This is a genomic window from Wolbachia endosymbiont (group A) of Sicus ferrugineus (genome assembly GCF_947251515.1).
Classification (GTDB): domain Bacteria; phylum Pseudomonadota; class Alphaproteobacteria; order Rickettsiales; family Anaplasmataceae; genus Wolbachia.
On record NZ_OX366370.1, the window covers coordinates 155,156 to 173,726 of the forward strand.

An 18,571-nucleotide genomic window follows, 5' to 3' on the forward strand; every position below is an offset into this window, starting at 1 on the left:
CCTGATCTAACAAGCATTGGACTAGTGGTGCACATGCAGCACTTTTCCTGCATTGAATGGCAATGTGCAGTAGCGTTGCTTCTACTTCATAACCATCATCTAATTTGAATCTGAAGTTTGGATTAAATTCACTACTTTTCCATTCTTCATATACATTATTAAGTTCTTCTCTCAGCTAATTTTTTATTTCATCATAAATCTCAATAGAATCACCCTTACCAGAATCAATGGTGTCACTTATTCTTGCTAATATATTGTCAAACTTTTTGAATTGAGATTTATCTTGTGGTGCCATATTACCAACCTCTAGAATAAAATTATTTAATTATACAATAAAGCTAAAGGAAGTCAAGTCCAGCACTTATTCAGGAAACAATAGCTTAAAAAAAGACTTAGTGTTAAATTTCTAATAGATTACTTATAAAAATAAATCTTATGGAAAGCAGAGCTAAGGCTTGGTTCATTTGGCTGATCAGTAACTTGGTTGTTATATTCAGCAATATTCAGATAGTTTATACTTTTATAAGTGTGAATCTTGAAAAAGAACTTGGACTTACAATCGCGCAAGTTGCACTGGCTAATTCAGCATATACTTGGACTTTTGCCATCTTACAATTTTTTAGTGGGGCAACGTTTAATGTTTTTTCCAGTAAAAAAATTTATTTTTTCTCATTATCAACTATGATCTTGGGGTTTTTTGTCCTTATTAATAGTGACAATTTTTCCCATTTGATTTTGTCTCAAGTGTTGATTGCAACTGGAGCATCATTTGGTTTTATTGGTGCTGCTCATACAAGTAGCATATGTTTTTCCGCTGCCCAATTTGGACTAATGTTTTCACTAGTGCAGACAATTTCAAGCCTTTCTGCACTGATAATTCAAATATTGTTCTCTAGCTTGCTTGCCGAAGGTGCAGATTGGAAGAATATGATTGTATGCATAATACTATTTGGTGTGTTGATATTTGTACTTACACTCTTTTGTCCAAACACACTTCCAGAAAGCAGTTCAGAAGAATGCACAATACAAAACTCTATAAGAACAGTAATGTGCTCTGTACTCACAGTGCTAAAATTAAGAGATATCTGGATAACTTCAGTGGTGGGTGCTATTACTTTTGGAACATTTTTAGCACTTAACACCTTGTGGGCTCCAAGGTTACTGGGCAACTCAGAACTCAATACAATAGAGTCAGGTATAGCAACCGCAATACTATGGCTTGGTCTTGCAGTTGGTGCTCCAATTGCAGATCGAATCTCAAACTTATTTAAAAATAGGAAATATGTAATTTCTGCTTTTGCTTTATTGCAAGGCGTCTCAATTATTATTTTACTATGCAGCCATTTAACAGTCCACGTTGTGTACTTTTCTATGTTAATGTTCGGGTTTTTTGCGGGAGGACATATGCTTAATTTTACTGTCGGCAGCGAGATTGTGAAACGAAAATACATTAGCACATCATCATCCATTATCAATGGGTTTATGTTTATTGTCAGCGGAATTATAGTGTCAATGCTAGCACTTTTTACAGATCATAAAATGGCGCTTTTTGCAATATTTGTAATGTTGGCAGTTGCTAGTATTTTAAATTATGCTACAGAAGAGACATAACCTAAAAAATAAAGTAGCTGAATCTCGAGTCGATTGCTATATTATATTTACGTATTGTAATATTTATCAATAATGGATCACGTTACAACAAAAGACACAACAGTAACTAAGGCAACAATAGCTGAAAATATAAACCAAGAAATAGGATTATCAAAGGAAGACTCTGCTTCGATAATAGATGATATATTGAACGAAATAAAGACAAGCTTGGCAAAGGATGGAATAGTAAAAATATTGTCATTTGGAACATTCTTGGTTAAGAAAAAGAAGGAAAGACCAGGAAATATACCAAATACATCAGAGAAAGTGATAATTCAGGCAAGAAATTCAATTTCTTTTAGGCCTTCAAAAATTATAAAAAAATTAATCAATAATTAATGAATAAGGAAAAATTATTTTATACGATTGGGGAAGTAGCTGAAGAGCTACATTTGGAACAGCATGTTTTAAGATTTTGGGAAGGTCAATTTCATCAAATTAAGCCTACAAAGCGTAAAGGAAGAAGGCTATATGATCGTAAGTGTATAGAGGCCATAAAGAAAGTAAAATACATGCTATATGATAAAGGATATACAATAAAAGGAGTGCAAAAAGAATTTGGTAATGATATAAAAGTCAATCGTGATCCAAAGAATTTGTTGCAAGAACTTACCGATTTGAGGGATTATTTAACTAGTAAAATAAATAACGAGGAAAGTAACGAACAGGCGTGAAACACTACGTCTCGCTAAAATTTTGGAGTTTTGTGAGAGTTGATATATCTAAAATGTGGCATATAGCTTCATTTCTTATATTATTAGCAATATTAATAGGCTGTGGCCTGCAAAAACCTGCACCTGTGCTGCTTAAAGGCGAAGAATTTTACGGAAAAAGAGAGCTGGAATATACAAGAGAGTACCATTTAATTAGGGAGCCTTTAATAAAAAAAGAAAATAGAAAAGCCATCATAAACAGGATATACAAAGATAACAATAATGCACAAAACATGGGGGTAAATTGCAAATTTGTAATGCCAGTTAAAGGTACAGTTATTTCAGCTACCTCTTCTGATGAAATGTGTAAGGATGGCATAAAAATTGCTGCTCAAAATGGAACGAATGTAGTTGCCTCTGCACCCGGCAAAGTGGTATATGTAGGCAAAGGGCTGAGATGGTATGGAAATTTAATTATAGTAGAACACAAAGATAATTACATGACTGTGTACTCCTATTTAAAAAACATACATGTTGAAATTGGTGATAAAGTAAAGCAAGGTCAAGTGATTGGATCTGCAGGTAAATCAAGCACACAAGATAAAGATCCACAGATGTGTTTCACAATACGGCATAATGGCCAAGCGGTTGATCCTTTGATGCATGTGAACTGTAATTGAATTTGGATTTATATGAAATATGATTTTAAAAGTGTTGAAAAATTTTATCAAGATAAATGGGATTTTTCTGTAAGCAAGAATAGTGAACAAGAGAAATGTTACGTATTGGAGATGTTTCCATATCCATCCGGTAAAATTCATATGGGGCACTTACGTAACTATGCAATAGGGGATGTGATAGCGCGTTACAAGAGAGCTCGTGGATTTGAGGTTTTGCATCCAATTGGCTGGGATGCGTTCGGATTACCAGCTGAAAATGCAGCAAGGGACAATAATATTAGCCCTGAAACATGGACAAAAGAGAATATAGATAATATGCGTACACAGTTGAAATCTATAGGTCTTTCTTATAATTGGGAGCGTGAACTCTCCACATGTGAGCCTGATTACTACAAACACGAACAAAAATTTTTCCTGGATTTTTTAAAGCATGGGCTTGCCTATCGAAAAGAGTCATGGGTTAACTGGGATCCAGTGGACCAAACAGTGCTTGCAAATGAACAGGTGGTTGATGGAAAAGGATGGCGATCAGGTGCAGTTGTTGAAAAACGTAAGTTATCCCAATGGTTTTTAAAGATTACTGATTTCGCTGAAGATTTACTCAAGTGCCTGCAAAGTTTGAAAAATTGGCCAGAAAAAGTCAAAACAATGCAGGAGCGCTGGATAGGAAAATCCAAAGGGGTCACCATAGAGTTTGAAATAGTTGGTCTAAATAAGAAATTAAAGATTTTTACAACTTCTCCTCATACTTTATTTGGAGCTTCTTTTCTTGCGGTAGCAGCAGAGCACCCTATTGTGCAAGGTTTAAAAAACAAGGAAATACAGGACGTCATTGATAATATAAAAACAAAAGGGGAAAATGACGAAAAAATTGGAATTTATACCGGGTTAAACGTCAAACATCCATTTCTTGAAAAGGAATTGCCACTTTACATAGCAAATTTTGTGTTGGTGGAATACGGAGAGGGAGCAATTTTTGGATGCCCTGCACATGACCAGCGTGACTTTGAATTTGCACAGAAATATAATTTGCCGATTATTCCGGTTATTTCTTTAGCCGACTTGGGTGCCATTCCAACGTGTGAAGCTGGAATCCAGGGCACTGAGATCCAGTGTCCGATGACGAAAGAGGTGCATACTGACGACGGAGTGATGTTTAACTCAGAGTTTTTAAACGGATCAACGGTCAGCAAAGCAAAGGAAGTAACCATTAAAAAGCTCGAAGAAAAAGGGATAGGCAAAAAAACGATAAACTACCGTTTACATGATTGGGGAATTTCAAGGCAGCGTTATTGGGGATGCCCTATACCTATTATATATTGCAAGGATTGCGGAACTGTTCCAGTGCCAGAAAAAGACCTTCCTGTAGTTCTGCCAACGGATGTGGAATTTACCAGTGGTGGCAATCCGCTTGATAAACATCCAACTTGGAAATTTGTTGATTGTCCAAAATGTGGAAAGCAAGCAGAGCGTGAAACCGATACATTCGACACCTTTTTTGAATCTTCTTGGTATTTTGCTGCATTTTGTAATGAAAATAAGTCTATCGATAAAGACGCGTGTAATCGTTTCATGCCTGTGGATTATTATATAGGTGGAATAGAACATGCAATTCTGCATTTACTTTATTCAAGGTTTTTCTGCCGTGCTTTAACCAAATGTAGCTATTTTGATATTAAAGAGCCTTTCTCTACTCTAATCACTCAAGGAATGGTCTGCCATGTAACTTACAAAGACGAAAATGGTAAATGGCTGTTTCCTGAAGAAGCAAAGGAATTGATGACACAAGGTGCTAAGGTTCAAGTTGGGAAAGTTGAGAAGATGAGCAAATCGAAAAAGAACACAGTTGATCCAAATTTTATCATAGAAAAGTACGGTGCTGACACCGCTCGCTTGTTCGTATTGTCTGACACTCCTCCAGAGAAAGATATGGAGTGGTCCGATGATGGTGTGGAAGGTTGTTCTCGCTATATAAATAAATTGTGGCGTATGGTAATGCAGCTAAGGCCTGTGAATATTCACTATGATAATGAAAATGTTACAGGTAAACTTTTGGAATACAGAAAAAAAATACATAAACTCTTACACGGACTTACAGATGACTTGGAAAACTGCAGACTAAACTGTGTAGTGGCAAAATTCCGTGAAATGACGAATTTGATAGCTGAAATAGATGTGAAAAATGGAAAACCTCTTATTGATGAAAGTATATGTATACTAATCAGAGTAATCGAACCGTTCATACCACATCTAGCTGAAAGCCTATGGCAAGAAATAGGAGGTGAAGGTATACAACCTTGGCCAAAAGCTGATGAATCATTATTAGTTGACGATACGGTAACTATAGCAGTGCAAATCAATGGAAAATTACGCACAACAATAAAGGTAGCAATTAACTTACCTCAAGAAGAATTGAAGAAAATAGCGATAGACTCTGTGTCCAGTAAGATCGATCAAAGCAAAGTTCGCACTGTATATGTTGTACCAAATAAGATAGTAAATATAGTTATATAAAAAATCCGAGTGTATCTGTTCAGGTAATGGCGTCAACTTAAGGGAAAATATCAGTGATAGTGTATAAAATTTCTCTCTAAAATTTTTACCATTAAATTACCCAAAAGCTGCAATAAACAGCACTTTTGTTTCTGTTTTATAGTATTTTCAAAAGCGAATGATGAAGGTATAATATATTTTTCTAAAGTAGGGAAAGCGATGGTATATAGTGTAGATTTAAGGGAAAAAGCAGTGTTTGTGGTAGAAAAAGGAAAGTCAAAGGTTGAAGTTGCAGAGGTTTTTGAGATAGACACTATATAGATGGCTAAAAAAGAAAGCTACTGGCCAAGGTCTCAAAGCGGTAAAAAGTACTGGTTTTATTCGGAAAATAGACCCAAAAATACTTGCAGACTATGTTAAAAAACACCCAGATCACACACTAGCAGAAATGAAACAAAACCTTGGCTTTGGAATAAGTGCAATTTGGTATAGGTTAAAACAGCTAAAAATAACCTTAAAAAAAAGTCACATTCTATCAAGAGCGCAATCAAGAAGATAGGCAGCAATTTATCGATCAAGTCTCAAAAATAGACCACTGTAGCATTTTATATATAGATGAAGCAGGAGTTGATAATAGACTATACCGAGAATATGCATGAGCTCCAAGAGGAGAAAAAATATATGCTGATGTTCCAGGAAAAAAGCGGGAAAGAGTGAGTATAATAGGTGGATGGATTTGAAAAGAAGTTTATTGCACCAATGACCTTCACAGAAGGGTGTAATAAAGATGTATTTAATGTATGGTTAGAGCGAAGATTACTTCCACAATTGCAGCGTAATACAACCATAGTTATGGATAATGCTACATTCCATAAAACTCCCAAAACAAAGTCATTAATAGAGTCTTTTGGCTGTCATTTGCTTTATCTTCCAACATATTCACCTGATCTAAATCCTCACTTTTACCCACAAATGTAAAAAGTGAGTAAGCTAAATAATTTATACCAATTCCCACTATACAAAGAACGGATAGACAATAATGGAAAAAAAGCCATACTAAAGTAAGTGAAGTAGCGAGGTATAAATGGCATTAAGATCAAAATTATTGGATGAAAAAGTAGTAGAATCAGCAAAAGAAATGCTGAAGAAAGTAAGGAACAATGCATATGTTTCAAAAAAACTAAATGCTGTAATTGCGGCAAAAAAGCATAGTATAACGGCTGTAGCAAAAATATATTGAATTTCAAGAAGCGCACTAACTTCGTGGATAAAACTCTTGAAATTTGGCAGAGAAGAAAAACTGTTTGCTCCTCCATCACGCCGTAGAAAAACTAAATTAAATCAGGCTCAACTACAGCAAATTGAAGCATGTATAGAAGAAAATACTAATATTACCATTAAAGAAATGATACCAATTCTCATTGTTGGTCAGTCAAATAGGAGAAATTGCAGAGTTGTTTAATTGTGGAGCTGGCAAGAGAAGTAATAAATTTGCACAAAGCACCCTAAAGCAGAGCAATTGTATCGTATATTTTATTGCGCAAAATGTTCTGTTTTATATATAACCAAAGCCTCTCAACAAGATTTAGCTCAGGTGAATATGTAGGTAGGTATATAATGTCGATATTTTTAGGTACCTTTAAATTTTTTGACCTATGCCAACTAGCACAGTCCATAACGAGAAAAGCCTCTCGTGTTTCTAGATATTGCGACATCTGCTCAAGAAATATGTTCATGCAATCAGTGTTGACATTTGGTGCAAATAAGCTAGAACTCTCTCCATTTCTAGGATTAACCGCACTATAGAGATAGAAATTTTGCCTAACTAATTTTGTTTTAACCTGTGTTCTAATCCCCTTTTTAAACCACCCATGTCCAACCTTTGAATGTGTGCCAAACCTTGATTCATCAAAGAAAAATAGCTCTTTTTCTGGATACTTGCTAATAGCTCCATTGAGATTTTTTTTTGAATTCCTCTTGTTTGCTTTTATCTTGTCCATTATGAACTGGTCTGGGTGTAATATATGAGAATTTCATCTTTTGCATATAGCGGTGTACTGTAGATTTGCTGATATTTAATCCGAACTTTTCCTGGATTCTTATTCTCATTTCTTTAATGGTAATATTAGGATTTTCTTCTATCCACTCTTCAATTTGCCGTAGTTGATCCTGATTTAATTTAGTTTTTCTACGCCGTTGTGGAGGAGTAAACAGTTTTTCTTTTCTGCCAAATTTCAAGAGTTTTACCCACGAAGTTAGTGCGCTTCTTGAAATGCAATATATTTTTGCTACAGCCGCTATACTGTGCTTTTTTGCTGCAATTACAGCATTTAGTTTTTTTGAAACATATGCATTGTTCCTTACTTTCTTCAGCATTTCTTTTGCTGATTCTACTACTTTTTCATCCAATAATTTTAATCTTAATGCCATTTATACCTCAACTATTTTACTTGCTTCATTATGGCTTTTCTTCCATCATTGTCCATCTGTTTGCCTTGTAATGGGAATTGGTATCACTTGCGAATAAAGCATCGTGTTTCCATTTAATGCCAATTGCCCCGGATTATCAAAATTGAACAATTTTCTTTCTGTAACACCTTTTTCTCCAGTCAACACCTTAAATTTTCCGCCTTTGTCTGATTTCAAATACCAAGAAACTAAAGTTTGATCCTTTAAGTTATGAGCGATTACGATTACATTACCATTATCAACTTTCACTGCTTTTGGTTGAAAGTAACTATTGCTCACATTTGCAAGACTATTATTATCAATATTCTTTTGTAATTTTCTTTTACCTAAATGTTCAACTGAAGGAGTATTAACTGATTGTTTAATTCCGTAAGTGTTAAAAGATAAGCCTTTAACGCATTTTTCTCTTTCTTCGCCAATTCCCTCTTCAGGAAAGATAACTCCAACTTTATCTATTTCAGCTGAATCTTCTATTAATGTGAGAGATAATTGATCTTTGAATTCATTTGCTACGCTGATATTTGTACCACATTCGTATGTTTTTGATTGATATAATGGACTAATAAGTAATTTTACTTTACTGCTCCCATTATCATTATCTTGATAGCTGAGTCCGTAAGCAACTCCATTCCCCTCAATTAATTCTACGTTTGTTGGATTAAAACCTATCGCTTCTTTAACTTCCGGTGTATTTGAGTTGATCCCGAGCAATCTTCTTAATATAGACATAATTTTATTTTAAACATTAATAAAATGCTATTATGATTACTCCTGTGTGTTAATGTCAATGAAAATTTTAACTAAAATTAAAAAATTAACGTCTTTATTTTATACTAAAAAGTAAGTATAGGCTCGAAAATGGCTAAGAAGTTTTATAGATGAAAGGAAGGTAGAGTTCTCAAAACCCTATAATCTATATTTAAAGGTAAATTTTTATTCGTTATGTCTTATGCAGATTCCGCTAACAAGTAGCGGAATCTTAAGTTTTGGCTAAGATTTTTGTTGACTCTCTCCTAGGGCTTCTGCCTCTAGCTCCTCCATAATTGTTTGAATTTCAGGAAGCTCCTTATGTTTTTCATGATTTGATACATATTCTTCCTTTTTGTTGGAGGCTTTATATTCATGTTCTTGATAAAGTGAGTATAGAAATCCAACTCCAAAAATAACAATTGATGCAAGTGCCATGTATTCAAGTGGTCTTTGCACTTTTTCCCTTAAATCAAAATATCGAGACAACAGAATCAGAGCACAAGATGCTATCACTACTGCACCAGAAGCAAATTTATTTTCTCTAAAATGCTTTTTATTGTGACTCTGTTCATAATTTCTATAAATAGTTGTGGCATGATCTTGAAGCCTTTTTTCTTTATCTTCTCCCTCATTGTCTAATATTGACATAATAAATTTTTTAAAACTCTCTTCACCAGTTTCCTGTCTCCATAAGTTTAATTGTTTACTCATAGTTTAACCTCATATTAATAAATATAGTTTATTATACACAACATTTATAATAAATGTCAAGAATAGTATATTTATAAATAATATACTATAATTTCTTAAGTATTTTTTTAAAGTAGTTAGCTGTAGCTAAAATAATTGAGATTTACTAAAACAAACTTATGAAACAATTGAAGTTAGCGCATGATCAGATTTTTTAACTGGATTCTATTGCCAAGCCAAAAGAATTTACAAGTTGGGCAGTATGGGTAGTATGATACTGCAAAATGCTATTTCTCAAAAAACCAACAATTGCAATCATTGGTTCTACAGGTATAATCTGTAAAGTTTACACGAGTCTCATGAATGATAGAAAAAGAAGAACAGTTTAGTTTTACATCAGAAAACCTTAAGAAAGCGGAAAAGTTTATAGAGATGTATCCTAAAGGCAGAGAAGGTAGTGCTGTCATGCCTTTACTATACCTGGTTCAAGAGCAATGTGGATGGGTTTCTGAATCTGCTATGCGTTATGTTGCTGATATGCTGCATATTCCACATATTCGTGTATATGAAGTGGCAAATTTTTACACCATGTATAATTTAAAACCAGTAGGCAAATATCTAATACAAATTTGTAGAACAACTCCTTGCTGGTTGTGCAATAGTGAAGAAGTTTTAAATACCTTTAAAAAAAAACTTGGAATCAATATCGGTGAGACTACTAAAGATAATTTGTTCACTTTAAAAGAAGTTGAATGCCTAGGTGCATGCGTTAATGCTCCCGTTGTGCAGATCAATAATGACTTCTATGAAAATCTTACTCCTGAGAAAGTAGAAAACATCATAACAGAACTTTCAGGCAAATAGATGAAAGAAGAATTTGCATTCAAGATAATCAAGCAATCAGGTTCTGCAAAAGTTGGAACAATTAAAACTCCAAATGGAAACATAGAAACACCAGCATTTGTATTTTGTGCAACCAAAGCTGCTATTAAAGCTGCAGATATCGAGAGAATTAGTGAAGCAGGTACTCAGATAATACTTTCCAACACCTATCACCTAATGCTCCAACCAGGGGAAGATACCGTAGCAAAACTTGGTGGCTTGCACAAGATGATGGGATGGAGTGGACCAATGCTCACTGATTCTGGTGGATACCAGATATTTAGCTTAGGGCACGGATCAGTTTCGGAAGAGATAAAAGGAATAAGAAAAAAACAAAAAACTCTGATCAAAATTAATGAGGATGGGGCAATTTTTCGTTCTTACATTAATGGTAAAACTTATTGCTTGACTCCTGAAAAGTCTATACAAATTCAACAAAAACTAGGTGCAGATTTAATCTTAGTCTTAGATGAATGTACTCCATTTCACATAAGCAAAGAATACACAGCAAAGTCAATGCTCATGAGCCACAAATGGGCTGAACGTTCTTTAAATGAATTTGAAAAAAACAATAATGGCAAGCAGGCACTGTATGGAATTAGTCAAGGCGGAGTATATCAAGATTTACGTAGAGAAAGTTGTAATTTTATTAACGATTTGCCATTTTTTGGTCAAGCAATAGGTGGATCACTTGGTCAAAGTAAAGAGCAGATGTACGATGTAGTTTCTTTCACTATGGACCATCTGAAAAAAGATAGGCCTACTCATTTGCTTGGTATTGGTGGAATTGTGGACATCTTTCGCGGAGTTAGTCTTGGAATTGATACGTTTGATTGCGTGCATCCAACCCGTTTAGCAAGGCATGGTGGTGCGCTTATTAAAGTAAAAAATAGAGATTCTATTTCTTCAAAGTGCAAAGAGCATATTAATTTGCGAAATCAACAATTCGAGCTGGACAATAACCCAATTGAAAGTGACTGCTTATGTTTTACCTGCAGAAAGCATTCAAGAGCTTATATACACCATTTACTGAAAGCTAAAGAGCTCCTGGCTTACACACTCGTTACCATTCATAACGTTTTCTTCATGAATAAGTTAATGGCATCTATAGGGCAGGCAATATTGGATGATAGGCTAGATCAAGAGAAAAATAATTGGATTAGTGAAATACCATTGCACTTTGATTTGGCCTCTCTTTAAGTCTTTTCTTTATGCCGTTGATTTTTACTTCTTGTTATATTTACTTTATTTATCACACTATTAATTAGAAAGGTTATAATAAATAATTAATCTATTAATGTTAGTCTCTACCCATATGATTTGTAAGGATTAGAGGTGAAGATATGGCTAAAGGAAATAATACCCTATTAATATTTGATTTTGATAACACTATCACTAATGGACACATGCATAATACTTTTTCTAGGTTAGGAAAAAGTGATTTTAATTCTGCTGCGGAAGGTGCAGTGACTGATCACAATATAAAAGATTTTCTAGAAAACACAGACGGAATAAAAAATGAAGAGGGGCTAAAGTCTGCACTGCAATCTGCGCTTTCAAGCGGAATGGAAGTTAATATTGCATCCTACACAGGATATTCAGACGCTGTGAGAAGGGTTGTAGAGAATCATTTGGGTTTATCTAAAGAACAAGCAGGCGGTATTTCTGTATTTGGTGGGTTTCCAGGAGATTATGATAATGAGCTTCCAAAAGGTCTCAAAGAACAAAAAAATCAAGTTGGAAAAAAATTTACACATCTGTAAGGCAATTGTGGAGTATAAGGATAAACATGGTGATACCAATTCTCATTGTTGGTCAGTCAAATAGGAGAAATTGCAGAGTTGTTTAATTGTGGAGCTGGCAAGAGAAGTAATAAATTTGCACAAAGCACCCTAAAGCAGAGCAATTGTATCGTATATTTTATTGCGCAAAATGTTCTGTTTTATGTATAACCAAAGCCTCTCAACAGGATTGAGTTCAGGTGAATATGGAGGTAGGTATATAATCTCAATATTTTTAGCTACCTTTAAATTTTTTGACTTATGCCAACTAGCACAGTCCATAACAAGAACAGCTTCTCTTGTCCCTAGATATTGCGACATTTGCTCAAGAAATACATTCATGCAATCAGTGTTAACATTTAGTGCAAATAAGCTAAAACTCTCTCCATTTTTAGGATTAACTGCACTGTAGAGATAAAAATTATGCCTACCTAATTTTATTTTAACCCGAGTCCTAGTGCCTTTTTTAAACCATCCATGCCCAACTTTCGAATGTGTGCCAAACCTTGATTCATCAAAGAAAAATAGCTCTTTTTCTGGATACTTGCCAATAACTTCATTGAGATTTTTTTTTGAATTCCTCTTGTTTACTTTTATCTTGTACGTTGTGTACTGGTCTTGGTGTAATATATGAAAATTTCATCTTTTGCATATGGCGGTGTACTGTAGATTTGCTGATATTTAATCCGAACTTTTCCTGGATTCTTATTCTCATTTCTTTAATGGTAATATTAGGATTTTCTTCTATACATGCTTCAATTTGCTGTAGTTGAGCCTGATTTAATTTAGTTTTTCTACGGCGTGATGGAGGAGCAAACAGTTTTTCTTCTCTGCCAAATTTCAAGAGTTTTATCCACGAAGTTAGTGCGCTTCTTGAAATTCAATATATTTTTGCTACAGCCGTTATACTATGCTTTTTTGCCGCAATTACAGCATTTAGTTTTTTTGAAACATATGCATTGTTCCTTACTTTCTTCAGCATTTCTTTTGCTGATTCTACTACTTTTTCATCCAATAATTTTGATCTTAATGCCATTTATACCTCGCTACTTCACTTACTTTAGTATGGCTTTTTTCCCATTATTGTCTATCCGTTCTTTGTATAGTGGGAATTGGTATAACTCGACATATTTACGCTTATTCTTGTCTGGTGTTGATTTAGGTATATCCTGAGTGCTCAAATCGCTAGGAAGTCCTTTTGTTTTATCAGAATTACCGCTCTCCTTTGCTTTATTACTTAGAAGGGTAAAATGCTCTTCTGGCTTTTTCTTATCCGGTTTTAAAGTTGTATCATCAGAAGGAAGTTCCTCCACCATAGGCACATGAGGACTTTTAACTTTATCCTTATTGCGAAAAACTGGAATGCTTTCCCAGAGCTTTTTCCAGAGTTCTGTAATCTTGCCTAACATATACCCTCCATTATCGTTAACACATAATGCTAGTGCACGAGCATTATATCAATTGGTCAATATATAATTACAGCAACAAAATTTTTTATATTAAAGGCTCAAATATTCCTTTGCTTGTTCGGTTAGAACGCGCCCTCTTGGTGTGCGCTTTACAAAACTAATTTTGATTAAATAAGGTTCTACTGTTTCTTCAATATTGCCAACATCCTCGGATAGCGCAATAGATATAGTGTCAATTCCAACAGGTCCTGAGGTGTTGAATAAAAATCTTAGATAATGCATATCAAGTTTATTGAGTCCCATTTTGTCTACACCCAATTTTAGCAATACAGAATCAGCGACTTCATAAGTGATTTTTTTATCATCTTTCACTTCAACAAAATCCCTTATTCTTCTGAGTAACCTCAAAGCAATTCTTGGAGTGCCACGTGCACGGCAGGCAATTTCCCGTGCTGCATTTTCTTCAATTTCAGTAGAAAGAACTCTTGCGCCTCTTTTTATAATATTAACCAGTTCTTCAAAAGAATAAAACTCAAGATGCAAGGGAATGCCAAAACGATCTCTGAGTGGCGCAGAAAGTAATCCAAGCCGTGTTGTTGCTCCAATTAGCGTAAATGGTGGTAGATCTATCCTTAAAGTGCGAGTAGATGGACCTTCACCTACTAATATGTCCAGGCAAAAATCTTCCATAGCAGTATATAAAACTTCTTCAATGCTGCGATTTAATCTATGGATTTCGTCGATAAATAGAACATCTTTTGCATTTAAAGTGGTAAGCACTGCGGCCAAGTCCCCAGCTTTGCTAAGTAAAGGACCAGAAGTTGCGCGAAAGCTGACCCTTAACTCTTTAGAGACAATTTGCGCTAAAGTTGTTTTGCCAAGTCCTGGAGGACCATACAATAAGACGTGATCTAAGGCTTCAGTTCTTGTCTGTGCAGCATTTATAAACACTTTTAAATTTTGTATTAAGTCTTTTTGCCCGACAAAATCATCAAGTTGTTCAGGTCTGATGTTGATATTGCGCACATCTTCAGTATATTCTTTATCGCACGATATTGATTTCATAATGTTTTAAGTGCCATGCGAATAATATCCTTGGTGTCCAGATTTGACGATTCGTCTTGTATTTTTTTTATCGTATCATAAGCTTTCATTTTTTCATACCCAAGATTGATCAATGCTGAAAAGGCATCTTCATTGATTGGATGAAAATTATTGTTATTTATTTCTAATTTACTCACTTTGCCACTTAATTCAGTGATGATTCGATTTATGAGTTTCAGGCCAAGTCCGCTCATCTTAAGTGCTACTTTATCTTCATTCATAATTGCCAGAAACAGCTGTTCTGGAGTTAATTTACTCAAAATTGACATTGCAGTTTTGTAGCTAACACCGCTTACTTTAACAAGCAATCTCAAGCACTGCTGTTCTTCTTTGCTTATGAAACCATATAGCTGAGCAGTGTTTTCTCTGTTATTTGCATAGGTTTCGATAAGTAATTTGATTCTACTTCCAATTGCACAAGCACTTAAAGTTTTGACTGAAAGATGCACTATATAGCCAATATCATTCACATTCAGGATTATGTGATCACTGCGCACTTCATCAACTATTCCGCTTAGATTTCCTATCATTTTTAGCACTGTATAGGGTTCAGTTTAAATACTCCTGGATCTTAGGTCAAGCAAACGAACATTATAACAGAGAGCCAAGTAGCTCATAGAAACGAAAAACTTCCTTGACATATTTTGCCAACATTTGCCGCTTCAAGTCTGTCTGCTATGACTTCTATATACTGATAATCATTATACTCACACCCCGGCACCACCGTTTGAAAGAACAGTTCAATGAATTTTAGAAAGTTTATTTTGTCCATGATATAATGTTGAAAGATGTCATCCGAGTAGCTGACACTGGGATCCAGGAAACTTAATTGCAAGTAATGCATTAGGTTTGGTGAGTATAAAAGTGTTGTGTTATGGCTAACGCTGGCTAGGTTTTCCTGCATCATACCGCCGCGGTATCTCTAGATCCCGCTAACAAGTAGCGGGATGACGATTCTTCAAATCGTCAAGGTGTCATCCCAGTGCCCAGACTACTTGGATCCAGAAAACTTAACTTTAAATAAGTGGCTGCATAATAAAGACTAGATTCCAGCGTCACGCGCTGGAATGACACCATTTTCGGTCTCTTAAATTGCTTTAGCTACAAACATTAAGAAATTTACCAAGCGGAAAAAAAGGCAAAAGAAGCCCCGTGGTGCAAGTTTTGACCCTATAATAATTTAAACTGGCGCTGTAATAATGTGCGAACGCTTAAAATAAGCGCGATTTGGCTGAATGTAGAAAAAATAAAAAAGACATGCAGCCGCTATAATTTTATGTAATCCGCCAATAAATACCCTGAGTTTTTTACTGAATTTTGTCATTGAGCCCGCAGGTCAAAAACAAGTTTTGAGTCATAAATACCCTTATTGTCATAATAAGGGGGCTGGCGGAGTTTGTCAAGCAAGTTTTATGGCCTAGCGTCACACGCTGGAATGACACCGGATCTCACATTCATTCTACTGCAACGCAGAAAATTCGTACAATTGTGCATGATGTAGGGTTTCTGACTACATTTTTCTATTAAACTCACCTTTCCTCTATGTAACAGATTTCGTGTTAAATTTTAAATTTAATGCGCCTAGATATACAAGCATTCCTAGCAAAACCATAGGTATAGAAAGCAACTGCCCCATAGTTAAATCAAGCCACAAATAGCCAATTTGATAGTCTGGTTCGCGAAAAAACTCAACGAAAAAACGTGCTATTCCATACCACATAACTGCAATACCAGTTAACGCACCGTGATACAGTCTTATTCTAGTCAAGAAAAACAGTGAATTTGCAACTGCAAAAAGTAGCAGTCCTTCAAAAAGTGCCTCATAAAGCTGGCTTGGATGACGCAGCAAATTATCACCACTTTCTGGAAATACCATACCCCATGGCATAGTTGTAACTCTGCCAAATAACTCTCCGTTTATAAAATTGCCTATGCGACCTAAAAATAAACCTATGGGAACTACGCAAGAAACTAGGTCCAGTGCATAAAATATAGGAATGTTATGTCTTTTACACGAAATTATTACTGCAAGCAAAACTCCTATAGCACCACCATGAAATGACATTCCTCCTTCCCAGGTCTTCAATATCTCGATAGGGTTGCTTATATAAAGAACTGGATCATATATCAATACGTAGCCAAGTCTACCTCCAAGGATAATGCCTACAATAGTGGCTGTTAATAATGAATCGTAAAAATTCTTAGTAAATATTTTTTGGTCGTCTAGCTTGTGTAAATACCAATATGCAGACACTATACCCAAAACGTAAGCTAAGGAATACCAATATATAGAAACAGGACCGATGCTGAAAATTACTGGATTTAAAGACATATTTTGCTATAAATTATTCTTAGACAATCTACTTTTTTCACGATCCCACTCTCTCTGTTTTATGGTTGCTCTCTTATCGTAGAGTTTTTTTCCTTTTACAATGGCAATTTTAGTTTTTGCAAATCCTTTATCATTAAAATAGATCGAAAGCGGCACAACAGTTATCCCAGCGGTTTTAATTTGACCAATTAGTTTGTTTATCTCTTTTTTATGTAAAAGCAGTTTACGTTCCCTTTTTGGTTTATGATTTTTTCGGTTTGCAGCTTTATATTCTGCAATATGCATATTGTGCAGCCATATTTCGCTATTCTTTTCGATAACGTAGGCGTCGGAAATATTTACTTTTCTTTCTCTTAGCGATTTAACTTCACTGCTTAATAAGACCATACCCGCTTCAAATTCTTCTAAGATGAAATATTCAAACCTTGCTTTCCTATTTTCTGCAATAACTTCCATATCTAAAGATATCTTTAAGCTTCAATATATTACAGAGTTTTTGACTTAATTCATAATATATCTTTCCTTAAAAAATCATTTAAGTTATACTGCAAACCATGAACCTTAGGCAAAAAATCAAGTTTTTTTCTCTATCATTTGTAATTTTATTTTCTCTATGGACTGTATTGTCTGGTTATTTTGAGCCATTTTTTATTTTTTGTGGAGTGTTTTCCTCTATATTCACATTATTTATCTTTAGAAGGTTGATAAACGCTGAAAGAGCTCTTAGCCAGATTTTAAATGGTACGAGTAGACTGTCGTTTTATAAGTTAGTAAGTTATATACCATGGTTAATGTACCAAATCATTTTATCAAGTGTTTATGTAACAAAAAAGGTGCTACGACTCAAACCTAAGCTTGAGCCAATCATTATCCTAAGAAAATGCAAAGGGCATAATGATGAAAGCATTGCGTTATTTACCAATTCGGTTACAATCACTCCTGGAACTTTAACTATCAATGTTGAAAGTAAGCAGAAAACATATTTCTCTACCATGTATCTGATAGATAAAGATCTTGAAAGCGGCATTTCTGAAATAGAAAATAAAATCTTAAAAATACTACGTTCAGTTAAGTAATTGCTTTAAATAAGTTAACAGCATCCTTATATTCCCTTACAAGACTTTCAAGCATCTCTTTTGGAAGGCTATTGTTAACAATAGAACATAAATAATTATATAAATCTTCTAACCTTAGTATGTTATTTCTCTTCTTGCTGTTGAATTTATACGGAAAAATACCTTCCATAACTTCAATAGTAGTAGCCTTGTTTAAAAATACATTTTCACTTGTCACGCTTATTCTTGCTAAAACAGTGTTAATTTCAGGTTCGTCATTTGTATAAAAATCTGATAGCTGAGTTATTCTAATAACGTATAAAGTTACTATTTTTGATAAGCAATTATCAGCATATTCACAATTTTTTATTACCTCCCACTGAGTAACCTGGGATTTACCTATTTTTGCATTGTTCGGTAATTTATTCATTCAACTTTCTCCATTTAATCCAGTAGATAGATTATACTAATACTTTGTTAAATAAATGATAACGCAATCATAAAAATATATATTCATAATGGCATGTTATGTAAAATAGTACGATATCCAAACATTAAAGTTGATTTAGGCTGGTTTATATTGGGCACCTCTTATTTCTGCATTACCTAAGCAAGCTAAGCTG

General features: G+C 34.6%; 19 protein-coding genes and 5 pseudogenes. 12 read left to right on the forward strand and 12 right to left on the reverse strand.

The window, feature by feature from the left end; all coding sequences use genetic code 11:
• Positions 1-16 precede the first annotated feature (16 nt).
• Positions 17-175 (reverse strand): annotated as a pseudogene (locus tag OPR24_RS06470) (hypothetical protein); the annotation flags it as partial.
• A gap of 353 nt (positions 176-528) precedes the next feature.
• Between OPR24_RS06470 and OPR24_RS00775 the strand changes: the two are divergent.
• From OPR24_RS00775 to OPR24_RS00805, 8 genes and pseudogenes are all read left to right on the forward strand, one after another.
• The gene (locus OPR24_RS00775) at positions 529-1,611 is read left to right on the forward strand and encodes an MFS transporter (protein ID WP_265033442.1); all 1,083 of its coding nucleotides are present in this window, start codon (positions 529-531) and stop codon (positions 1,609-1,611) included.
• A 72-nt stretch (positions 1,612-1,683) separates the two neighbouring features.
• Positions 1,684-1,989 (forward strand): integration host factor subunit alpha, encoded by a 306-nt coding sequence (locus tag OPR24_RS00780; protein ID WP_265033444.1) that lies wholly within the window; start codon positions 1,684-1,686, stop codon positions 1,987-1,989.
• On the forward strand, positions 1,989-2,324 hold the full coding sequence (locus OPR24_RS00785) for a MerR family transcriptional regulator (protein ID WP_265033447.1): 336 nt from the start codon (positions 1,989-1,991) through the stop codon (positions 2,322-2,324). Before OPR24_RS00780 ends, OPR24_RS00785 begins: the two co-directional genes overlap by 1 nt.
• A gap of 53 nt (positions 2,325-2,377) precedes the next feature.
• The gene (locus tag OPR24_RS00790; protein WP_265033959.1) at positions 2,378-2,983 is read left to right on the forward strand and encodes a murein hydrolase activator EnvC family protein; all 606 of its coding nucleotides are present in this window, start codon (positions 2,378-2,380) and stop codon (positions 2,981-2,983) included.
• Positions 2,984-2,995: 12 nt separating this feature from the next.
• Positions 2,996-5,497 (forward strand): leucine--tRNA ligase, encoded by a 2,502-nt coding sequence (gene leuS / locus OPR24_RS00795; RefSeq protein ID WP_265033449.1) that lies wholly within the window; start codon positions 2,996-2,998, stop codon positions 5,495-5,497.
• 349 nt (positions 5,498-5,846) lie between these two features.
• Positions 5,847-6,035 (forward strand): annotated as a pseudogene (locus OPR24_RS06475) (IS630 transposase-related protein); the annotation flags it as partial.
• 167 nt (positions 6,036-6,202) lie between these two features.
• Positions 6,203-6,454, forward strand: coding sequence for a transposase (locus tag OPR24_RS00800; protein ID WP_265033357.1), 252 nt, complete (start codon positions 6,203-6,205; stop codon positions 6,452-6,454).
• A 106-nt stretch (positions 6,455-6,560) separates the two neighbouring features.
• Positions 6,561-6,884 (forward strand): annotated as a pseudogene (locus OPR24_RS00805) (helix-turn-helix domain-containing protein); the annotation flags it as partial.
• A 10-nt stretch (positions 6,885-6,894) separates the two neighbouring features.
• Here OPR24_RS00805 and OPR24_RS00810 read toward each other — a convergent pair.
• The 3 genes and pseudogenes from OPR24_RS00810 to OPR24_RS00820 all read right to left on the reverse strand — a co-directional run bounded on the left by OPR24_RS00810 (position 6,895) and on the right by OPR24_RS00820 (position 9,406).
• Positions 6,895-7,906 (reverse strand): annotated as a pseudogene (locus tag OPR24_RS00810) (IS630 family transposase).
• A gap of 45 nt (positions 7,907-7,951) precedes the next feature.
• Positions 7,952-8,674, reverse strand: coding sequence for a hypothetical protein (locus OPR24_RS00815; protein WP_265033451.1), 723 nt, complete (start codon positions 8,672-8,674; stop codon positions 7,952-7,954).
• A 261-nt stretch (positions 8,675-8,935) separates the two neighbouring features.
• On the reverse strand, positions 8,936-9,406 hold the full coding sequence (locus OPR24_RS00820) for a hypothetical protein (RefSeq protein ID WP_265033452.1): 471 nt from the start codon (positions 9,404-9,406) through the stop codon (positions 8,936-8,938).
• Positions 9,407-9,748: 342 nt separating this feature from the next.
• Here OPR24_RS00820 and nuoE point away from each other — a divergent pair, with 342 nt between their 5' ends.
• The 3 genes from nuoE (at position 9,749) to OPR24_RS00835 (ending at position 12,030) form a co-directional block, all read left to right on the forward strand.
• On the forward strand, positions 9,749-10,249 hold the full coding sequence (gene nuoE, locus OPR24_RS00825; RefSeq protein WP_264731629.1) for an NADH-quinone oxidoreductase subunit NuoE: 501 nt from the start codon (positions 9,749-9,751) through the stop codon (positions 10,247-10,249).
• The gene (gene tgt, locus OPR24_RS00830) at positions 10,250-11,467 is read left to right on the forward strand and encodes a tRNA guanosine(34) transglycosylase Tgt (RefSeq protein WP_265033454.1); all 1,218 of its coding nucleotides are present in this window, start codon (positions 10,250-10,252) and stop codon (positions 11,465-11,467) included.
• Between the two features lie 143 nt (positions 11,468-11,610).
• Entirely contained in the window at positions 11,611-12,030 is a 420-nt protein-coding gene (locus OPR24_RS00835; RefSeq protein ID WP_265033456.1) for a hypothetical protein, read from the forward strand.
• 42 nt (positions 12,031-12,072) lie between these two features.
• On the opposite strand, the pseudogene OPR24_RS00840 reads toward OPR24_RS00835, so the two are convergent.
• From OPR24_RS00840 to smpB, 7 genes and pseudogenes are all read right to left on the reverse strand, one after another.
• Positions 12,073-13,084: pseudogene (locus OPR24_RS00840) on the reverse strand (IS630 family transposase).
• 19 nt (positions 13,085-13,103) lie between these two features.
• Positions 13,104-13,457 (reverse strand): hypothetical protein, encoded by a 354-nt coding sequence (locus OPR24_RS00845; protein ID WP_265033458.1) that lies wholly within the window; start codon positions 13,455-13,457, stop codon positions 13,104-13,106.
• Positions 13,458-13,547: 90 nt separating this feature from the next.
• A complete protein-coding gene (gene ruvB / locus OPR24_RS00850) occupies positions 13,548-14,522 on the reverse strand; it encodes a Holliday junction branch migration DNA helicase RuvB (RefSeq protein ID WP_265033459.1) in 975 nt (324 codons plus the stop codon).
• The gene (gene ruvA / locus OPR24_RS00855) at positions 14,519-15,091 is read right to left on the reverse strand and encodes a Holliday junction branch migration protein RuvA (RefSeq protein ID WP_265033460.1); all 573 of its coding nucleotides are present in this window, start codon (positions 15,089-15,091) and stop codon (positions 14,519-14,521) included. The genes ruvB and ruvA overlap by 4 nt, the downstream gene beginning before the upstream one ends.
• Positions 15,092-15,174: 83 nt before the next feature.
• Positions 15,175-15,333 (reverse strand): hypothetical protein, encoded by a 159-nt coding sequence (locus OPR24_RS00860; protein WP_265033461.1) that lies wholly within the window; start codon positions 15,331-15,333, stop codon positions 15,175-15,177.
• 768 nt (positions 15,334-16,101) lie between these two features.
• Entirely contained in the window at positions 16,102-16,893 is a 792-nt protein-coding gene (lgt, locus tag OPR24_RS00865; protein ID WP_265033463.1) for a prolipoprotein diacylglyceryl transferase, read from the reverse strand.
• A gap of 6 nt (positions 16,894-16,899) precedes the next feature.
• Entirely contained in the window at positions 16,900-17,349 is a 450-nt protein-coding gene (gene smpB, locus OPR24_RS00870; protein WP_253309571.1) for an SsrA-binding protein SmpB, read from the reverse strand.
• Between the two features lie 98 nt (positions 17,350-17,447).
• Between smpB and OPR24_RS00875 the strand changes: the two genes are divergently transcribed.
• A complete protein-coding gene (locus tag OPR24_RS00875; RefSeq protein WP_265033464.1) occupies positions 17,448-17,969 on the forward strand; it encodes a Na+/H+ antiporter subunit E in 522 nt (173 codons plus the stop codon).
• On the opposite strand, the gene OPR24_RS00880 is transcribed toward OPR24_RS00875, so the two are convergent.
• On the reverse strand, positions 17,962-18,378 hold the full coding sequence (locus OPR24_RS00880) for a hypothetical protein (RefSeq protein WP_265033466.1): 417 nt from the start codon (positions 18,376-18,378) through the stop codon (positions 17,962-17,964). The two genes, OPR24_RS00875 and OPR24_RS00880, sit on opposite strands and share 8 nt — an antisense overlap.
• Positions 18,379-18,571 lie beyond the last annotated feature (193 nt).

Excerpts from the sequence above, each read along its gene's own strand:
- OPR24_RS00845 (WP_265033458.1), bottom strand. The coding sequence starts at position 13,457 with ATGTTAGGCAAGATTACAGAACTCTGGAAAAAGCTCTGGGAAAGCATT.
- OPR24_RS00875 (WP_265033464.1), top strand. The coding sequence starts at position 17,448 with ATGAACCTTAGGCAAAAAATCAAGTTTTTTTCTCTATCATTTGTAATT.
- OPR24_RS00880 (WP_265033466.1), bottom strand. The coding sequence starts at position 18,378 with ATGAATAAATTACCGAACAATGCAAAAATAGGTAAATCCCAGGTTACT.
- smpB (WP_253309571.1), bottom strand. The coding sequence starts at position 17,349 with ATGGAAGTTATTGCAGAAAATAGGAAAGCAAGGTTTGAATATTTCATC.
- lgt (WP_265033463.1), bottom strand. The coding sequence starts at position 16,893 with ATGTCTTTAAATCCAGTAATTTTCAGCATCGGTCCTGTTTCTATATAT.
- ruvB (WP_265033459.1), bottom strand. The coding sequence starts at position 14,522 with ATGAAATCAATATCGTGCGATAAAGAATATACTGAAGATGTGCGCAAT.
- tgt (WP_265033454.1), top strand. The coding sequence starts at position 10,250 with ATGAAAGAAGAATTTGCATTCAAGATAATCAAGCAATCAGGTTCTGCA.
- OPR24_RS00820 (WP_265033452.1), bottom strand. The coding sequence starts at position 9,406 with ATGAGTAAACAATTAAACTTATGGAGACAGGAAACTGGTGAAGAGAGT.
- ruvA (WP_265033460.1), bottom strand. The coding sequence starts at position 15,091 with ATGATAGGAAATCTAAGCGGAATAGTTGATGAAGTGCGCAGTGATCAC.
- OPR24_RS00815 (WP_265033451.1), bottom strand. The coding sequence starts at position 8,674 with ATGTCTATATTAAGAAGATTGCTCGGGATCAACTCAAATACACCGGAA.
- leuS (WP_265033449.1), top strand. The coding sequence starts at position 2,996 with ATGAAATATGATTTTAAAAGTGTTGAAAAATTTTATCAAGATAAATGG.
- OPR24_RS00790 (WP_265033959.1), top strand. The coding sequence starts at position 2,378 with ATGTGGCATATAGCTTCATTTCTTATATTATTAGCAATATTAATAGGC.
- OPR24_RS00780 (WP_265033444.1), top strand. The coding sequence starts at position 1,684 with ATGGATCACGTTACAACAAAAGACACAACAGTAACTAAGGCAACAATA.
- nuoE (WP_264731629.1), top strand. The coding sequence starts at position 9,749 with ATGATAGAAAAAGAAGAACAGTTTAGTTTTACATCAGAAAACCTTAAG.
- OPR24_RS00860 (WP_265033461.1), bottom strand. The coding sequence starts at position 15,333 with ATGGACAAAATAAACTTTCTAAAATTCATTGAACTGTTCTTTCAAACG.
- OPR24_RS00835 (WP_265033456.1), top strand. The coding sequence starts at position 11,611 with ATGGCTAAAGGAAATAATACCCTATTAATATTTGATTTTGATAACACT.
- OPR24_RS00785 (WP_265033447.1), top strand. The coding sequence starts at position 1,989 with ATGAATAAGGAAAAATTATTTTATACGATTGGGGAAGTAGCTGAAGAG.